The organism is Enhygromyxa salina (assembly GCF_002994635.1).
Taxonomy (GTDB): Bacteria; Myxococcota_A; Polyangia; order Nannocystales; family Nannocystaceae; genus Plesiocystis; species Plesiocystis salina_B.
The window spans coordinates 101,338-116,385 of record NZ_PVNL01000100.1 but is presented as its reverse complement, the minus strand read 5'-3'; the positions used below and the strand labels follow the sequence as shown (position 1 = coordinate 116,385).

The 15,048-nt window shown below is 69.6% G+C and carries 9 protein-coding genes; 6 read left to right on the top strand and 3 right to left on the bottom strand.

Annotation, left to right across the window (positions count from 1 at the left end):
- The first annotated feature begins 137 nt into the window (after positions 1-137).
- Positions 138-953, top strand: a complete 816-nt coding sequence (locus ENSA7_RS44120) for a hypothetical protein (protein ID WP_181234069.1) — start codon at positions 138-140, stop codon at positions 951-953.
- Positions 950-3,328, top strand: a complete 2,379-nt coding sequence (locus ENSA7_RS24820) for a TAXI family TRAP transporter solute-binding subunit (protein ID WP_181234068.1) — start codon at positions 950-952, stop codon at positions 3,326-3,328. Before ENSA7_RS44120 ends, ENSA7_RS24820 begins: the two co-directional genes overlap by 4 nt.
- 17 nt (positions 3,329-3,345) lie before the next feature.
- Here ENSA7_RS24820 and ENSA7_RS24815 read toward each other — a convergent pair whose 3' ends face one another.
- The gene (locus ENSA7_RS24815; protein ID WP_106091819.1) at positions 3,346-6,663 is read right to left on the bottom strand and encodes a hypothetical protein; all 3,318 of its coding nucleotides are present in this window, start codon (positions 6,661-6,663) and stop codon (positions 3,346-3,348) included.
- Between the two features lie 136 nt (positions 6,664-6,799).
- Here ENSA7_RS24815 and ENSA7_RS24810 point away from each other — a divergent pair, with 136 nt between their 5' ends.
- Complete coding sequence (locus ENSA7_RS24810) at positions 6,800-8,347, top strand: hypothetical protein (protein ID WP_106091818.1); 1,548 nt, start codon at positions 6,800-6,802, stop codon at positions 8,345-8,347.
- Positions 8,348-8,431: 84 nt separating this feature from the next.
- On the opposite strand, the gene ENSA7_RS24805 is transcribed toward ENSA7_RS24810, so the two are convergent.
- Both ENSA7_RS24805 and ENSA7_RS24800 read right to left on the bottom strand, forming a co-directional pair.
- The gene (locus tag ENSA7_RS24805) at positions 8,432-11,074 is read right to left on the bottom strand and encodes a YncE family protein (RefSeq protein ID WP_244923900.1); all 2,643 of its coding nucleotides are present in this window, start codon (positions 11,072-11,074) and stop codon (positions 8,432-8,434) included.
- A gap of 697 nt (positions 11,075-11,771) precedes the next feature.
- Complete coding sequence (locus tag ENSA7_RS24800; protein WP_106091816.1) at positions 11,772-12,539, bottom strand: phytanoyl-CoA dioxygenase family protein; 768 nt, start codon at positions 12,537-12,539, stop codon at positions 11,772-11,774.
- A 91-nt stretch (positions 12,540-12,630) separates the two neighbouring features.
- On the opposite strand from ENSA7_RS24800, the gene ENSA7_RS24795 reads away from it, so the two are divergent.
- From ENSA7_RS24795 to ENSA7_RS24785, 3 genes are read left to right on the top strand one after another with little or no spacing between them, the layout of a single operon-like run.
- A complete protein-coding gene (locus ENSA7_RS24795) occupies positions 12,631-13,824 on the top strand; it encodes a hypothetical protein (RefSeq protein WP_106091815.1) in 1,194 nt (397 codons plus the stop codon).
- A 27-nt stretch (positions 13,825-13,851) separates the two neighbouring features.
- Positions 13,852-14,154 carry a DUF1573 domain-containing protein gene (locus ENSA7_RS24790; RefSeq protein ID WP_106091814.1) on the top strand — a complete coding sequence of 101 codons (303 nt, stop codon included), beginning with the start codon at positions 13,852-13,854 and terminating at the stop codon, positions 14,152-14,154.
- An 18-nt stretch (positions 14,155-14,172) separates the two neighbouring features.
- Positions 14,173-15,045, top strand: coding sequence for a DUF1573 domain-containing protein (locus ENSA7_RS24785; RefSeq protein WP_146158096.1), 873 nt, complete (start codon positions 14,173-14,175; stop codon positions 15,043-15,045).
- Positions 15,046-15,048: the final 3 nt, after the last annotated feature.

The window sequence follows — 15,048 nt, the reverse complement described above, 5'->3', positions numbered from 1 at the left end:
GGAAGCGAGAGCGTCGTGCCCTGGATCATTGATTGCGTCCAAGCGTGCAGAGCACCACGGGCGGCCAGGGGCGCGGTCGAGCGGAGCATACACGCGCTTGACACCTCGCTCCAGCGCTCGGCATCGTCGCTGCCGCAGTGAGCGATCCAGACCAAGATGATCAAGCTGGATCGACGCGCGGCCCAGGCGTCGTGGTGCTGCACTGGTCACCGGCGAGCGCGGGGTTGATCGACGAGCTCGCGCGCACGATCACCAGCGTCGGCGTGAACCGGATCACCTGCGTGCGCGATGGCAACGCGCCGCTCACCACCCACCACGTGCAAGGGGTCGAGGTCCGCACCCTGGCGATCGACGTCAAGCCGGGCTCCGACGCGTATCCAGGCCGGCTCGTCAGCGACGTCGACATCGTCGCGGCTCGCTCGGTGATCGTGCTGCCGCGCGCGGGCGTGGACGAGCCCGACTCGGCCTCGCGCCTGACCTGCGCCGCGATCCGTCGCGCCTGCGGCGACGAGGTCGGCCCCAACGTGCTGGTCGAGATCGAGGATCCCGAGGCGGCGTTCGAGTTCGTCGGGCTCGGGGTCTCCAACGTGTTTTATCCGGGTCACCTGCGCGCGGCCCTGCTCGGGCAGGCGTGCGTGGATCTGGGCGTGTTTCAGTTCATCGTGGGCCTGCTGAGCGGCCGCCACCATGTCCGGAGCCTGGCGATCCCCGAGGACCTGCGCGCCGGTAGCTTCGCCGACGCCGCGCTGACCCTCGAGTGCGACAGCGCCGGTCGGGCGATGACGGTGATCGGCGTGGCCAAGGGCCGCGGCGAGGGCGGGCAGCCGATCGACGTGGTCGTCAACCCAGGCCCGCGCACGCGCCTGAGCGAGTGTGTGTGCCTGATGGTGTTGGTGTCGGGCGACGAGCAGGATCAAGCGGGCGAGCAGCCGGGCATGCAGGTGGGCGCGTGAGTCGGCCGGCCAAGCTCGCGGCGTTACTGGTGGCTGTGCTTGTGGTCTGGATCACCTGGTGGACCCCGGTCGCCCGCGCCCAGGATCCGGCAGCCGAGCCGGCCGAGCTCGCGCCGCTGCCCGCGGGCACGATCCGGTTTGGTGCGGGCAGCAAGGGCGGCGGCTTCTCGCAGACCGGCGACGCGCTCGCCGACGCGCTCGCGCAGGTCGACGTCAGCACGCGGATCCACGTCGAGAACACCGGGGGCTCATGCGACAACGTCCGCAAGCTCGCGCGCGGTGAGGTCGACGCGGCGCTGGTCCAGTACGACGTCGCCGCCGAGGCGTTCGCCGCCTCGGCGGTCGGGGATCATGCGCTCGAAGACGGGGCCCAGAGCGGGTGGATGTGCGAGCTCTCGTCCGCCGAGCTCGCGGGCGTCGAGCTGCAGCTGGTCGCGGCGATCGACGACTCGGCGGTCCACGTGATCGTCCGTCGACCGGTCCGCCTCGACGACTTCAGCTCCGTCGGCGATCGCCCGATCTTCGTCGGGCAGCTGGGCTCGGGCAGCATGGAGACCTCGAAGGTGATCCTTGGCGCCGCCGGGCTCACGCTCGACGACGTCAACTCGCTGCCGATCAAGAACAAGGCCGCGATGGCGGCGATGCAAAACGGCGAGCTCCTGATGATGCTACGCACGACCGAGATCGGCGACGACGCGATCGCGGGCTTGCTGGCCTCGGGCATGGCCGGGCTCAACGCGCTGCCCAGCTCGGTGATCGAGCGCCTGATCGACGGCTTCCCCTACTATCGAATCTGCCAGATCGACGCCCATAGCTATCCGGGGCTCGAGTTTGGGGTGCCCAGCGTGTGCGTGAGCACGGTCGTGCTCACGGCCCGCCGCGACGGCGTCGACGCGCTGAGCGACGCCCAGGTCCAGGACCTGATCGCCGGGCTGCGCTGGATCGAGCACAACCCGGTCGAGGGCCTGCCGCCGGTGGCGGTGCGCTGGCGCGACTTCGCCGAGCGCGAGCCGGTCCCCTTGCACCCTGGCGCGGGCCTGACCGAGCGCCGCGACTTTGCGATCTACTGGGCCAAGGTGTTCGCCGCGCTCGCGCTGGCCGCCGGGCTGCTGGTGTTGCTGCGCCGATTCCTGCGTCGCAAGGGCCTGCTGGGCAACCCGCTCAGCGGCAACCTCGAGGGCCAGCTGTCCAACCCGCTCGTGCCCTTCGCCGGGTTCTTGCTGATCGTCGTGGCCGCGACGATCGTGGTCTGGAACCTCGAGCACGACAGCAACGCCCGAGTTCGCACCCTCAACGACTCGTTCTGGGAGATGAACATGTTCGCGACGGGCAACTTCGACAGCGAGTCGCTCAAGACCTCGACCGCGCGGGTGATCGGCGCGGCCGCGACGATCGCTGGCTTGGGCTTGCTGGCGTGGTTCACCGCGGCGCTGACCAGCATCTTGTCGCGCGACCAGATGCGCCTGTTTCGGCGGCTGCGCAATCACATCGTGATCCTGAATTTCCGCGAAGAGATGCTGCAGCTGGTCCGAGTCCTGCGCAGCCCCGGCCCGCTGCGCCAGCGCTCGATCCACGTGGTCGTGTCCGACACGCTGCCGCCCCGAGTCCGCCAGCAGCTCACCAAGGTCCGCGGCCTGACGATCTACCAACAAAACCCCGAGGTCCCGGAAGACCTCGTCGATCTGCGCCTGCCCCGGGCCGCGCGGGTGATCGTGCTGCAGGGTGGCTATCACCCGCTGCGGATCGCTCGCGCCGTTCACCACGCGTGCGTGCGCCTGGATCCCGGCGCCCGGCTCGAGGCCAGCAAGCACGCGGCGCTGGGCGTCTCACCCTCGGTCCACTCGCCCGCGCTCGCTGGCGACGACGCCCGCGGGGCCCGGGCGACGGTGCCCGTGACCCTGGTCGAGGCGACCAACGGCGACGCCGCCGACGGCCTGTTCGATCCCTTCTCGCGCTGGCTGGTCCCGGTCCCGGCCCGCCAGCTCGCCGACGCGTGGCTGGCCACCGCGTGCGTGGATCCAACCTTTGGCGAGCTGTTCAACGACATCGTCAGCTTCCGCGACGACAACTCCGAGCTGTACACCGTGGAGCTGTCGGAGAGCTTTCACGGCAAGACCTGGCGAGAGCTTCGCAAGCTGTTGTTCACCGCTCAGGGCCGGGCCGGGATCGTGCCGATCGGGCTGTACCGTGGGCACCAGGGCCGGCTCGCGTACGAGGCGTCGGACGTGCAAGACAGCAGCCCGCAGGCCGCGATCGCCCGGCGCCTGCGGGTCAACCCGCCGCTCCACACCGTGCTCAGCGCGGGGGATCGGGTGCTGGCGTTCGCCGAGGACGAGGCGGACCTGCGCAAGGTCTTGAACCGACGATCCAAGTAGCGCGGACGCTCGATCAGTCAGCTGGTCCACAGCTCGAGCGCGGCGGTCCGCACGTCGAGGTCAGGGTCTTCGCGCAGCCGGGCCAGACGAGCGGTGAAGGGGGCGCTCCAGCCCGAGCGCGGGCCGAGCTCGCGCAGCAGCGGCAGCGCGAGGATCCGGGCGTTGGCCTCGCTGGTGATCAGCTGATCGATCAGCGCGGTCACCTCGTCGTCGGTCCACGCGCGGGCGCTGGTCCGCGCGGCCTCGCCGACGGGGCCGTCGAGCAGCAGCGCAGCCCGAGCCGTCGGGGCCGCCGCGACCAGCTCGAGCAGCGTCGAGCCGAGCGCGCCGTTGGCCGCGGCCGCGAGCTTCAGCCGAGCCCCGAGCAACCACCAACGCGGGCGCGCGAGCAGGGGAGCCGCGAGCCGCTCGAGCAGCTGCAGGCTGGTCGGATGGCGGTCGATGATCAGGGCGTCCAGCAGGCCGCGCAGGCGCTGGTGAGCGGCCTGGTCGAGCTCGCCCGCAGGCGCGACGTCCAGCTCTGCAGCCGCGATCAGCCGGTCGAGCAGCGCGGCGCAGGTCGAGTGGGTCTCGGGTGAGCGGGCGCCCTGGGCGACGACCTGCGCGGCCTGACGCCATGGATCCGTTGGACCGGCCGAGTCGAGGGGATCGATCCGGCCGACCACTCGCGCGCCCAGCTCGGTCGCGCGCGCTGGCGCGACGCTGGACCAGCCGCCGTACAGCGCCGTGAACAAGCCCGCGCGGGCGATCGGGCTGGCATGATCGGCGACCGCCCCCATCACCTCGAGGTAGCGCGGGCGATAGACCGCGGGCACGCTGGCCAGCGCGACCTCGACCACGGCGCGCGCGATGTCTGGCTCTGGATCCCGGGCCGCGTCGTTCAGGATCGCCCACGCGTCGGCCTGACTGGGCACGGCGCGGGCGGCATGCAGGGCGGCGATCCGCACGTCCCGGTGCAGCGGCTGGGCCCAGCTGGCTCGAAGCAGCGCGAGCGCGGGCCCGGTCGCGAGCTGGCCCAGCAGCCGCAGGGCCTCCTTGTGAACGGTGACCTTCAGCCGCGGCCGCGCCAGCAGCTGGCCGATCGCGTCGACGAAGCGATCGCGCGGAACCAGCCGGGCCAGGCGTGGCATCGCGTACATGGCGACCCGGGCCCGGTCGCCGTCGAGGTGCTCGAGCAGGATCGGCAGCGCGGGCGCGGCGTCGTCGAGCCAGACCAGGGCCCCGAGCGCGGCCTCCTGCAGGTTGACATCGGTCGACGCGAGCGCGGCCTGAAGATCGTCGACGCGGGTCAGCGGCACGCGTGCGCGCATGGCCACCAGCGCCGCGCGGGTCTGGGAAAATTGTTTGGGCGAGGCCTCGGCCGCGTCGATCAGATCCAGATACTGACGTTGCAGCGCCGTCGTCCACCTGCCGAACAGGCGCTCGTCCGAGATCATGGGGACGACGACGACCTTGCCGTCGTGGAAGCGCCCGCGCGGCGCCGGGCTAGCCAGGCGATCCACCAGCAGGGCCTGGCGTCGGCGCAGGCAGTGCTCGAGCACGGCGTGCAGGTACAGCGCCGAGCGATCGCGCTTGACCAGCTCGCGGACCCGGACGTCGCGGGTCTCGGGATCCTCGATCCAGCGCTGCGCCGCGTGGCCAGCGTTGCGCTTGTGCCCGTGCCAGATCAGCTCGCCGAGCGCGGCGCCGAGTTCGGGGACTCGCCAGGCCCGCTTGCCCAGCGCCGTCCACAGCCGAACCAGGTGGGTCTCCTGCTCGCGCTTGGCGGCGGCTTCGATCCACGGCATCAGCACCGCGACGATCGCCCGCTCGGCGCCGCGCGGGAGGTTGTGGTCGAGGCGCGGCAGATCCAGCGTGCCGCCGTGCCCGGCCAGCCGCTCGAGGATGCTCACGCCCAGCGAGAACAGCGGCGACCCGGGCTCGGTCGCGTGGGCGCACAGCAGCCGCTGGGCCACGCGCGCGGCCTTTTGGCGGGTCGCCCACGAGGTGTCGCGGGCCTCGAAGATCGGCGCGAGCACGGCGTCGAGCGCCGCCGGGTCGTCGAACCGGGTCGCCGGGATCTCGGCCAGACCGGACAGCACCGCCAGCCGGACCGGGTCTTGCTCGTTTCGGGTCCGCTGCAGCCACGCGAGCGTCTGCGGCATGCCCTCGCGCGAGCCGGCGCTGCTGTGGATCAGCGCGAGATGGGCCTCGGCCCGCTCGCTCGCCTGCGCCGAGCGGCCCTCGAGCTCGAGCAGCGGCCGCGCGAGCTCGATCCAGCGCAGGCCGAGCAGGGTTCGGCGCCAGCTCCCGTCGGTCTGCGCGCGACGAAGCTCGAGCATGCGCGCGGCCTCACGATCGCGCAGCGACAGCGGCAGCAGGGCGAGCAGCGTGGTCGGCCACTCGATCCGCGCGAGCTCCAGCGGCGCGACGGCCAGCTCGAACAGCCGACCGCGGCGGACATGCGGCATCCCGGACACCAGCTCGCCCAGCCGCGCCGGAGCCGTGGCCGCGAGTCCCTGACACAGCGGCACCAAGGTCGCGTCATCGAGCCGAACGGCGCGCTTGGTCAGCCCGCGGGGCAGCCCGTTCGCGCAGGTCCAGGCGATCCGCGAGCTCAGCCACGCGACCACGCGCTCGGGCGACCAACAGACCAGCCACGGCAGCGCGGCGTGCAGCGCTGGCGGCAGCGAGTCGGCGTCGGCGAAGCGGTCGACCCAATCGGCCAGCGTCGCTGGTTGCGCGCGCGCGAGCTCGCGCCACACCCCGGCGTCGAACTCTCGCCAGATCAGATCCGGGCGGGCGACGTCGGTCGTGAACCGCTCCTCGATCCGCGCGGCCAACAGCGCCGGGTGATAGCGGGCGACCCGACACCACACACCGTCGGGCCAGGGGTGGTCGAGGCGCGCGGCCACGGCTTCGGTCGAGCACACGCACAGCAGCCGCGTGGCCTCGATGAAGCGCTCGCGCGCGATCAGGCCGTCGACCAAGACCTCGGCGAGCTCGGCTCGACCATGCCGCGCCACCTGCATGTACACCCGGCCGAGCGTCAGCGTGTCGAGGGTGTCGAGCAGCGTCACCGGGATCGTCTGGGCCAGCCGACCGATGAGCTTGGCCGCGCACCCTCGCAGCGATCGCGCAGGATCCTCGAGCGCGCGCCAGATCAGCTGCATGTCGTCGCACTGCTCGGCGACCACCAGCGCGAGCATGCGTTGATGACCATCGCCCGACCACAGCTCGCGGGCCAGCGCCTGCGCCTGCTCGGTCGGCAGCTCCCGCGCGTGAGCGACCAAGGTTGCGACGCGCTCGCTGTGATCGAGACGCGCGAGCTGGCGAAGGAGCACCTCGGTGCGCATGCGCGCCAGTGTAGCTGGGCGTCACGCCGCTCGGGCGGCGCCGAGTTGGGTTCGAGCAAACAATTTTCCGCGCGCCCGTCAGACTCGGGGCCGCGCGCCGCAAGGGGAGGTCGAGCCCGAAAGGCACAGCACCCGCATGTTCAAGCCCATCTCCCTGTTCACCGTCTCCCTGCTCTGCATCTCGACTCTCGCCGGCTGCGGCCTCGACGAGCTCGACGACACCACCACCAGCCAAGGCTTCCGCTCGGTCGTCGTCTCCGACAGCTGGGACATCCACGAGGACGTGGCTTTCCCCGAGGTCAACTCCTGCTTCGACTACTGGAACGACCGCTGCGTCGATCTCACGCCGAGCCAGTGCACGGTCGCCAAGAACCGCTACACCTGCACCGAGAGTGACGAGGGCCTGAAGATCTCGGACACCTACGGCGCGCGGGTCGAGGCGCTCGAGTGGGTCGGGTACAGCGTCGGCGACGAGCAACCGGTGACCACCACCAAGTCACCGTCGGAGCTGTGCGAGCAGCTCCACGGGGTCAAGATGCAGCGGTGCCTCGGCCTCGGGTTCGCGGCCTCGCTCGCGGCCGAGCGGGCCCCCGATCTGATCGAAGCGTTCCCCAACGGTGGGTTCGCCACGCTCGCGGTCCGCGAGGACAAGCTCGTGCTCGAGCCGCTCGTCGACGCCGAGGACGACACGGTCTACGCGACCGCCGAGGCGCTCGGATGGCGGGCGCCGCTGATCGACGGCGAGTTCACGCTCGGCGAGGCGCCCGAGGTCACGCTGGTCCCCAACACCGTGATCACGATTCGACCCAACGGCACGGTCGGCGTCTCGACCGACCGCGTGACCCTGCTTCAACGCCCCAAGCCGCTGCCGCAGCCCCCGTCGAGCTTCCTGTTTGGCTACTCGATGAGCGCGCCCGGGGCCAACTATTACCAGCAGAACGTCGAAGTGGTCGGCGGCTGGTCCCGCTACGCCGCGCTGTGGAAGTCGTTCATCGACGCCAACGTCGGCTCGGTCCACGTCGCCCATTGCTACGGCGGCAACAACCTGCGCCCGCTGCTCGGGGCCGAGCAGAGCCTCGAGTCCCACGAGGCCAACTTCTTCACGGACATCTGGGGCGATCCCTACGACCCCAACGGCACCTGGATGAGCGCCGACATCAACGACCCGCTGACCGGGCTCGCCTTCGCCGCGATCGTGATGCACTACTGGCAGAGCCCGGTGTTTTTCACGGGTGATTGGGCCCCGCCGCTGTCGATCGCGCCCAGCGGCTCGTGGTACTCGGACATCGCCCTCGAGTCGATTCGGTTCCGCAGCAACACCCACTCCAGCCTCCACGCCGCCTGCGGGATCAGCTCTACGGTCTCGGCGTCGACGGCCCTGAGCCAGATTCAAGGCTGCTCGTTCGCCGGCCTGTCCGTCGAGGACGCCGTCGTCACGGCGTGGCTCGGCGACTACTCGCCCTCGAACGCGCCCGTGCTCCTGCACCACCAGAGCATCAACGCTGGCGATCTGCTGGGTGCCTACGCGCGGGGCTTCTCGTACAGCCACGGGAACTCGAGCGGCCGGGTCGGCGAGCTGGTGTTCGACCCGCCGCCCGAGGCCGACCCCGAGGAGGTCGCGGCGGTCTACGCCCTCGCCGAGTTCATCGCGGCGGAGATCGAGGCCCAGGCGCCGATCGAGTAGCGAGGCGTCTCCGCACCCGCCCACGCGCAGAGGAGCCGAGCATATTGCTCGGCTCCTCTGTCTTCGTACTCGAGGCGACCCCGCTCAGGGGACGTCGTTGGGATCGGCGGGATCACTGCACGCGATCAGCTCGTCCCCGTCGCGGTGGCCGTCGGCGTCGCGGTCGACCCCCAGCCGGAACCCAGACCCGGGCGCGACGCACGAGAAGGTCACGGGCGAGGCCTTGGCGAGGGCAGCCACGTGGAAGCTGCTCAGCTCCGGCAGGTTCTCGAAGCTGGTCGTGTACCCCCAGCCCGTGTAGTAGAGCCCGAGCTCGACCAAGCCGAGCTGGACCTTGGCGATCAGCTCGCACTCGCCCGCGTCGGCGCGCTGACGCAGCAACGCGATCCGCGGGTACACCTCGGCGCCGTTTTGCTTGGACAGCGTGACCTGCTGGCCGACGATCGGCCTGAAGTTGGAGTCCATCGCGAAGATGAACTCCGCGACCTGGCGCATGGTGTCGGCGTCCTGAAACCCCTCGGGGGTCTGGGTGAAGAAGTTGAAGAAGCGCATCGGCGTGTCGATCGAGCCGTCGTGGATGAACCCGAACGACCGAATCTGATCGCCCTGGTGTGACCCGTCGTAGAACGGCACGTCGGGGTTGTTGAACACCGGGTTCTCGTCAGCGAAGCCGAAGGTCCCGACCTTGGTGTAGAGGTTGCGCAGCTGCGGTATCTTGAACGTCTGCGAGAACTCAGCGAGCGCCAGGCGACCGTCGGAGCCAAAGAAGCCGGGGTGGTCGACGTCGTACTCGGCGTTCCCGAGCCGATCGATCTGATGACAGGTCGCGCAGGTGAAGGTGCTGCCGTCGCCCGGGTTGGCGAGCGAGATGTTGGTCGTGAAGAAGTCCTCGCCCGCTTGTTGATCCGCGTTGAGGGTGTTGTCGAGGGCGCGGATCGGGTTGGGCGGGTACATCACCTGCAACGCGAAGTCCGTGAACGCCTGCATCTGCGCGTGGCTCAGCTCCTCGTCGCGGCCCAGCAGGCCCGGGAACGCGACGTTGAACGCGTTGAAGGCCTCGACCTCGCTGAACGCCCCGCCGTCTGGCTGCGCGGTCGGGCTCAGGCCCTCGCCGTTGCGATCGCCGCGCCAGTGCAGAGGCCCGTGGTTGTCGAGCCCGCGCAGGCTCTGGGTCGTCATCGGCCCCTTCATGGGGTGATAGTCGACGTCGCCCACGCCAAAGTTGGTGATCGCGTTGCTGGCCGCCGGGGTGACGTCACCGTCGGGGTCACCGAGATCCCACGCGAGCTCGTCTTTGTCGCCGAACACGTGACACGACGCGCAGGACTGGTCGCCGTGGCTCGAGGTCAGCGCGGCGTCGTACAGGAACCGGCGCCCGGCCACCAGTGACGCCGGCTCGGGGTTGTGCATCGTCAGGTGGTCGATCTCTTCGTGGGTGTCCGTGTCGATGATCGAGATGCCGTTGTCGAACCGCGTCAGCACGTACAGGCGGTCGTTGGCCTCGTCGAGGACCACGCCGGTTGGCCCGCCGCCGCTGACCGGGATCTGGTCGCCGGCGTCCGGGTAGAATTCGTCGTCCTCGAGCTCGGCCGTGTAGTGGAGCGTGACCTTGTCGTTGCCGAGCACGGCCGTGTAGAGCAGCTCCCCGTCGCTGGTGATCGCCATGCCCAGCGGCTGCGACACGCTGAGGCTGGTCTCGTCGTTGGGGATCGGGTCGCAGCAGCGCTCGTAGTCGATGTGCTTGTTCAGCAGTCGGGGGTGGACGCCATCTTGGTCGAGCACGGTGATCCGGTTGTCGACGGTGTGGCCGCGCACGGTCGTGTTGGCGAACAGCCCCGGGCCCTCGAACCGGACGTGGTTGAGCGCCTCGGTGTTGGTGACGTAGACCTTCCCGCTGACCGGGTTGACGATCATGTTGAACAGCGTGGTCCCGACGCCCGCGAAGAAGCCGTCTTCGCCAGGCACGAGCTCGGGGGTCGGCGCGTTGGCGTCGATCACGAACACGTCCTTGTCTGGCAGGTTGAACTTGATCTGGTCGTCCCACTCGCGCCCGAGCTCGTCGACCCAGTGCGCGCCGTCGAACTTGACGATCAGGCTCACGGCGGGCTCGGGGACGCCGCCGTGGTTGACGTTGGGGAGCGGGATTCCGCCGTCGGCCTCACCGGTGGGCGGGATCGCTAGCAGGTTCACGACCGCGGTCTGATTGCCCGAGTTGAACGCCGCCGCGTAGACCCGCGAGCCGCTCGCGTCGACCGCGAGGGCCCTGGGCACATCACTAAAGAGGTTGATGATCGACAGCGGCGTCCCGCCCAGATCGTCGCCGAGGTCGTTCGCGTCGAACACCCACACATCGGCTCGACCGACGCTGGGCGTGGTCAGCTCGGGGGCGAATGGGGCATTTTGCCCTCGATGCGCGGCGGTAATGAACGCGCGAGAACCACCCGGACCCGCGAACACCACGTCGCGGGGTTCGTCGCCGACGAGCAGGGTCTGGGTCACCTGCGAGGCGAGTCCATTGACTCGGACGACGCTCACACTGTCGGACAGGTGGTTGACGACCCAGACCTCACGGTTGCTCCGGGCCGCGACCGCGACTGGCTCGAGCCCAACCGGGACCGACGCCTCGTGAACCAGCCCTTGCCCGTACTCGAGGACCCGATAGATCTCGAGCCGATTGTCAGGGGTGTTGACGACGAACAGCCGCTTGCCATTGGGCGAGAGCGCCATTGGGCGGACCTGCCCGCTCTCGAAGGCTGGGTACGGCTCCGCGGCTTGGGCCGTGGCAGTCAGCCCACAAACTAGTAAGGCGGCAGTCAGGATGGGAGACCAAATCTTGCGCAGTGCCATCAATGGCTAATCGTAACTCTCGTCGTTCGAAATGCCAGCGGGTAATTGGTCTTTCGGACAAAAAAACTGCACTTCGTCGAATGCGGTCAATTCGCGTCCACTGATTCTCAATTGTGCATATTCGGGCCTGTGGCGGCTCAGTGGGTGCTGGGAGGGGTTCTGCTGGGGTTGTAGCCCGCACGACGTGCGTAAAAATTACAGTCAGCCATCAATTGAGCGCAAGCGTCCAGGCAGGTGTCGGTTAGGGTGTGTGTATCGGTCTGAACGCGCAATTGGTGCTCTGGCGCGTGTATATGTGGATTGATTACAGGCAGGCTGTACGGCGACTGTGGCATTTTGCCGTTCGCAACACCTGCGTGACGCTGCATTCCAATAGCGGCCAGCCGGCCGGCTTAGCATTGCTTGCATTCTCGCTGTTCCCGGGCTGACGTGGGTGCCACAGCCCACCGTACTGAATCCGGCCGGCCAGCCGGATTCAGTACTGTGGGTAATTGCCGAGCGCGAGCTCGCCTACCACTGAGTCTGACCGGCCGCCGGGCCGACGCCAACCACCACACGTCACCAGCTTGTCGTCGGCTCAGCCCAGCACGGAGCGAAGCAGCTCGCTGGTCTCGGGCTGGCTCGCCAGCTCCGACAGCTTGTCGTCGGCCCAGCCACCAACGGGCGCGTCGCGAGCCGCGTAGGTCAGCCCAATGAACATCCGCAGCGCGTCCTCGGTCGTCGGCGGGATCGCGTGCCAGGTGCACTCATCCACGGCCACCAGGCTGCCCGCGGGGAGCCGCAGCTCGACCTGTCCCGGCCAGCTGCGGGCGTCGGGATCGTGGGGCGGCGCGATCGGATCGCCGACCTTGCGCGGGTAGATCAGCATCGGTCCGTTGTGCTCGCCGAGATCCTGCAGGTAGGTCAGCGTCATCACGCGCTGGGTCGTGCTGACGCTGGGCCACACGCCCGTGCGCCGGTACACCCCATCGTCGACGCCGCCGACGTGGGTGTGCCAGGCGAAGAACGGCCGCGACGTATCGGACACCACGCAGCCCGCGATCTCGAGCGTCATGTCCTGACCAAGCGCCCCGCGCAGCGCCGCGACCACCTCTGGCTTGACGATGTCGTTGGCCCAGCGCGGCCGCACGTGCAGCAGCCGGCGGACGGCCATGCCCGCGGCGCACAGGTACACGTCGTCGGCCAGGGCCTCGTTGCCAGCGGCGTGACAGCGAGGCCGACCGTGCTCGGCGTGGATGCCATCGATGTCGGCACGGATCGCCGCGACCCACTCGGGATCGTAGGCGCGCTCGAACACGGTGTAGCCGCGCTCGATCAGCGCTGTCGTGTGATCTGCGGGGTCCATCCGTGCTGCTCGGCCACACTATCAGCGCGCAGGTGCGCCCGAAAGCTCGTTGCTCGCGCGTGCGCAGCAACTTGTTTAGAATTGGTGATCCGTGCTCGACGCGTCGCTCAGCCCTCGGCACCTGTTTGAGTTGCTGAGTCCGCATCTGAAGCTGGACGACCTCGTGGTCGCGGACTATCGGCTGTCGGACTGCTATCGCCTCGACGAGGGATCCCCGCTGTGTGTCGAGCTACGCACCAGCAGCGGCGATCGCATCGCGGTTGATATCGCGCCGGTCCCCGCGGCCGGGGAGCCCGCTCACGAGCTGCCCCAGAAGGTTGCTGGGCTGGGTCTGAGCTACCGCAGGCCCACGTCGAGCGAGCTGGGGTTCGCGGCCTGTGCAGCCCTGGCCGCGCCGCTGGGCGCGAGTCTCGGCGACGCGCCGCGGCGCTGGACGCTGGAGGCGCCGTCGATCGGCGAGCTCGCCCCGTCGATCCTCGCCGAGGTCAGCAGCGAGCCGGCGACCCTCGACACCGAGCCCGATCGCGCCCTGCTGCTGCGCGACTTCGATCACTACGAGCGGCTCTACGGCGTGCGCCCGCAGGTCCGGCGGGTCCACGTCAGCGCCGAGCCGGCCGCGGGCGTCTCGGTCCACTATCCCGCCGCCCGGAATGGGCGCGTGCCCAACTCCGCGGCGGTGTACGTCGCGTCAACCCGGATCTCGCATCGCCGTCGCATGCGTCGCTACTTCGCCGCGCTCGGAGCCAGCTTTGACGTCGAGGGGGTCCCGCGCACGGTCCCGACCGCGAGCACCTACGCCCGCGCGCTGGCCGGGCGCGAGGGCGTGGCGACGATCCGACCGCGGATGATCGCGGGGGTCGGCGCCTCGATGCGGCCGATCCACTGGGGTGTGCTCGTGCGTCGGGGCCTGCTGCCGATCACCGTCGCGCCGACCTGGGCCGTCGAGCTGCATCGGCGCACGCGAGATATCCAGCTGCTCGCCAATATCCCGTGTGACGTCGGCATGACCGTGCACGACATGGGTCTGCACGCGCTGGCGCTCCACGCTGTCCCGGCGCGAGCGTGGGACGAGCTGGTCGAGCTCGCGTTCGAGCGGGTGCGCGCGCGTCCGCTGAGCTTGCTCGCGGGCCCGTGGGGCGTGCTCGCCCGGCTCGCTGCGTTCTTCGAGGGCCCCGTGACCACGCGCTGCTGGAACGCGTGGCGCGACGCCGATGAGCCCGAGCAGTTCGAGCGCACGTTTGAACCCCAGCTCGAGGCGCTGCGCGAGCAACTTCGGGACCTGTGAGCTCGAGGTGGTAGAGTCCGCGCGATCATGTCCAAGCCGGCCAAGCCCCTCTGCGCGCTGTCTCTCGTCACTTCACTCATGCTGCTGGCCTGCGGCACGCAGTCACCTGCGCCTGCGCCCGCGGCTCAGGCCGAGGTCCAGGCCAACGCCGACGCGAGCACGGACACCGACACGGGCGCGGCCGAGCAGCAGGGGGCGCCCAAGATCGCGTCGGACGAGGCGACCTACGACTTCGGCGCGATCAAGCCGGTCGACTCGATCGAGCACGTGTTCAAGATCAAGAATGAGGGCACCGCCGATCTCCACATCGAGCGCGTCCAAAAGACGTGAGGCTGTACGGCAGCCGCCTTGTCGGCGGATGCGATTCCCCCGGGTGGGGAAGGGGAGATCAAAGTCACCTTGCGGCCGAGGGGCAGCCACGCGCAGATCATCAAGCGGATCGTCGTGCACACCGACGATCCCGTGCAGCCCGCGTTCACGCTGACCATGATGGGCGAGCTGCTCGTCGACGTCGAGGCCGCGCCAGCGTCGGTCAACCTGCGCGAGATCAGGGTTGGCAGCCGCGGCACCGGCACCTTCGATCTGAAGCTGAGCGAGACCACCGACGCGAAGATCGTCTCGGTCACGCTCGAGGACACCAAGAACTTCGCGCTGCGGCGCACCGCTGGCGAGCTCGAGGGCGACTCGAGCTACGAGGTCGAGTTCCGCGGCGCCAGGCAGGTCGGCACGGTCTCGACCACGATCGAGGTGGTCACGACCGGCGAGATCACGCCCAAGCTCTCGATCCGCGTCAGCGCCACCGCGGTCTTGAACCTGCGCTACCAGAAGAACATCCGATTCACGCGGCGCGCGGGCCAGCTGCAAAGTCGCGTGCTGCGGATCTCGTCGCGCGAGGGTGAGGCGCCGAAGATCAAGAAGGTGCAGGATCCCGACGGGCTGCTCGAGATCGAGGTCCTCGATCCGCAGGGCGCGATGGCCAGCATTCGGGCTGCCGTCAACGAGGCCAAGTACGCCGCGCTCGACGACGAGGCCAAGCTCGGCGTGCACGAGCTGATCGTGCTGACCAGCGACGAGGACGAGCCGCGCCTCGAGCTCGAGTATCAGATCACGCCCGAGTCGAGCGTGCCTCGGGCTGGCCCAGCGGCTGGCCCAGTGACTGGCCCAGTGGCTGGCACCGTGCCTGAGACCGCCGCGGTCGGCAGCGACCCTCACCCCCAGTGAGCG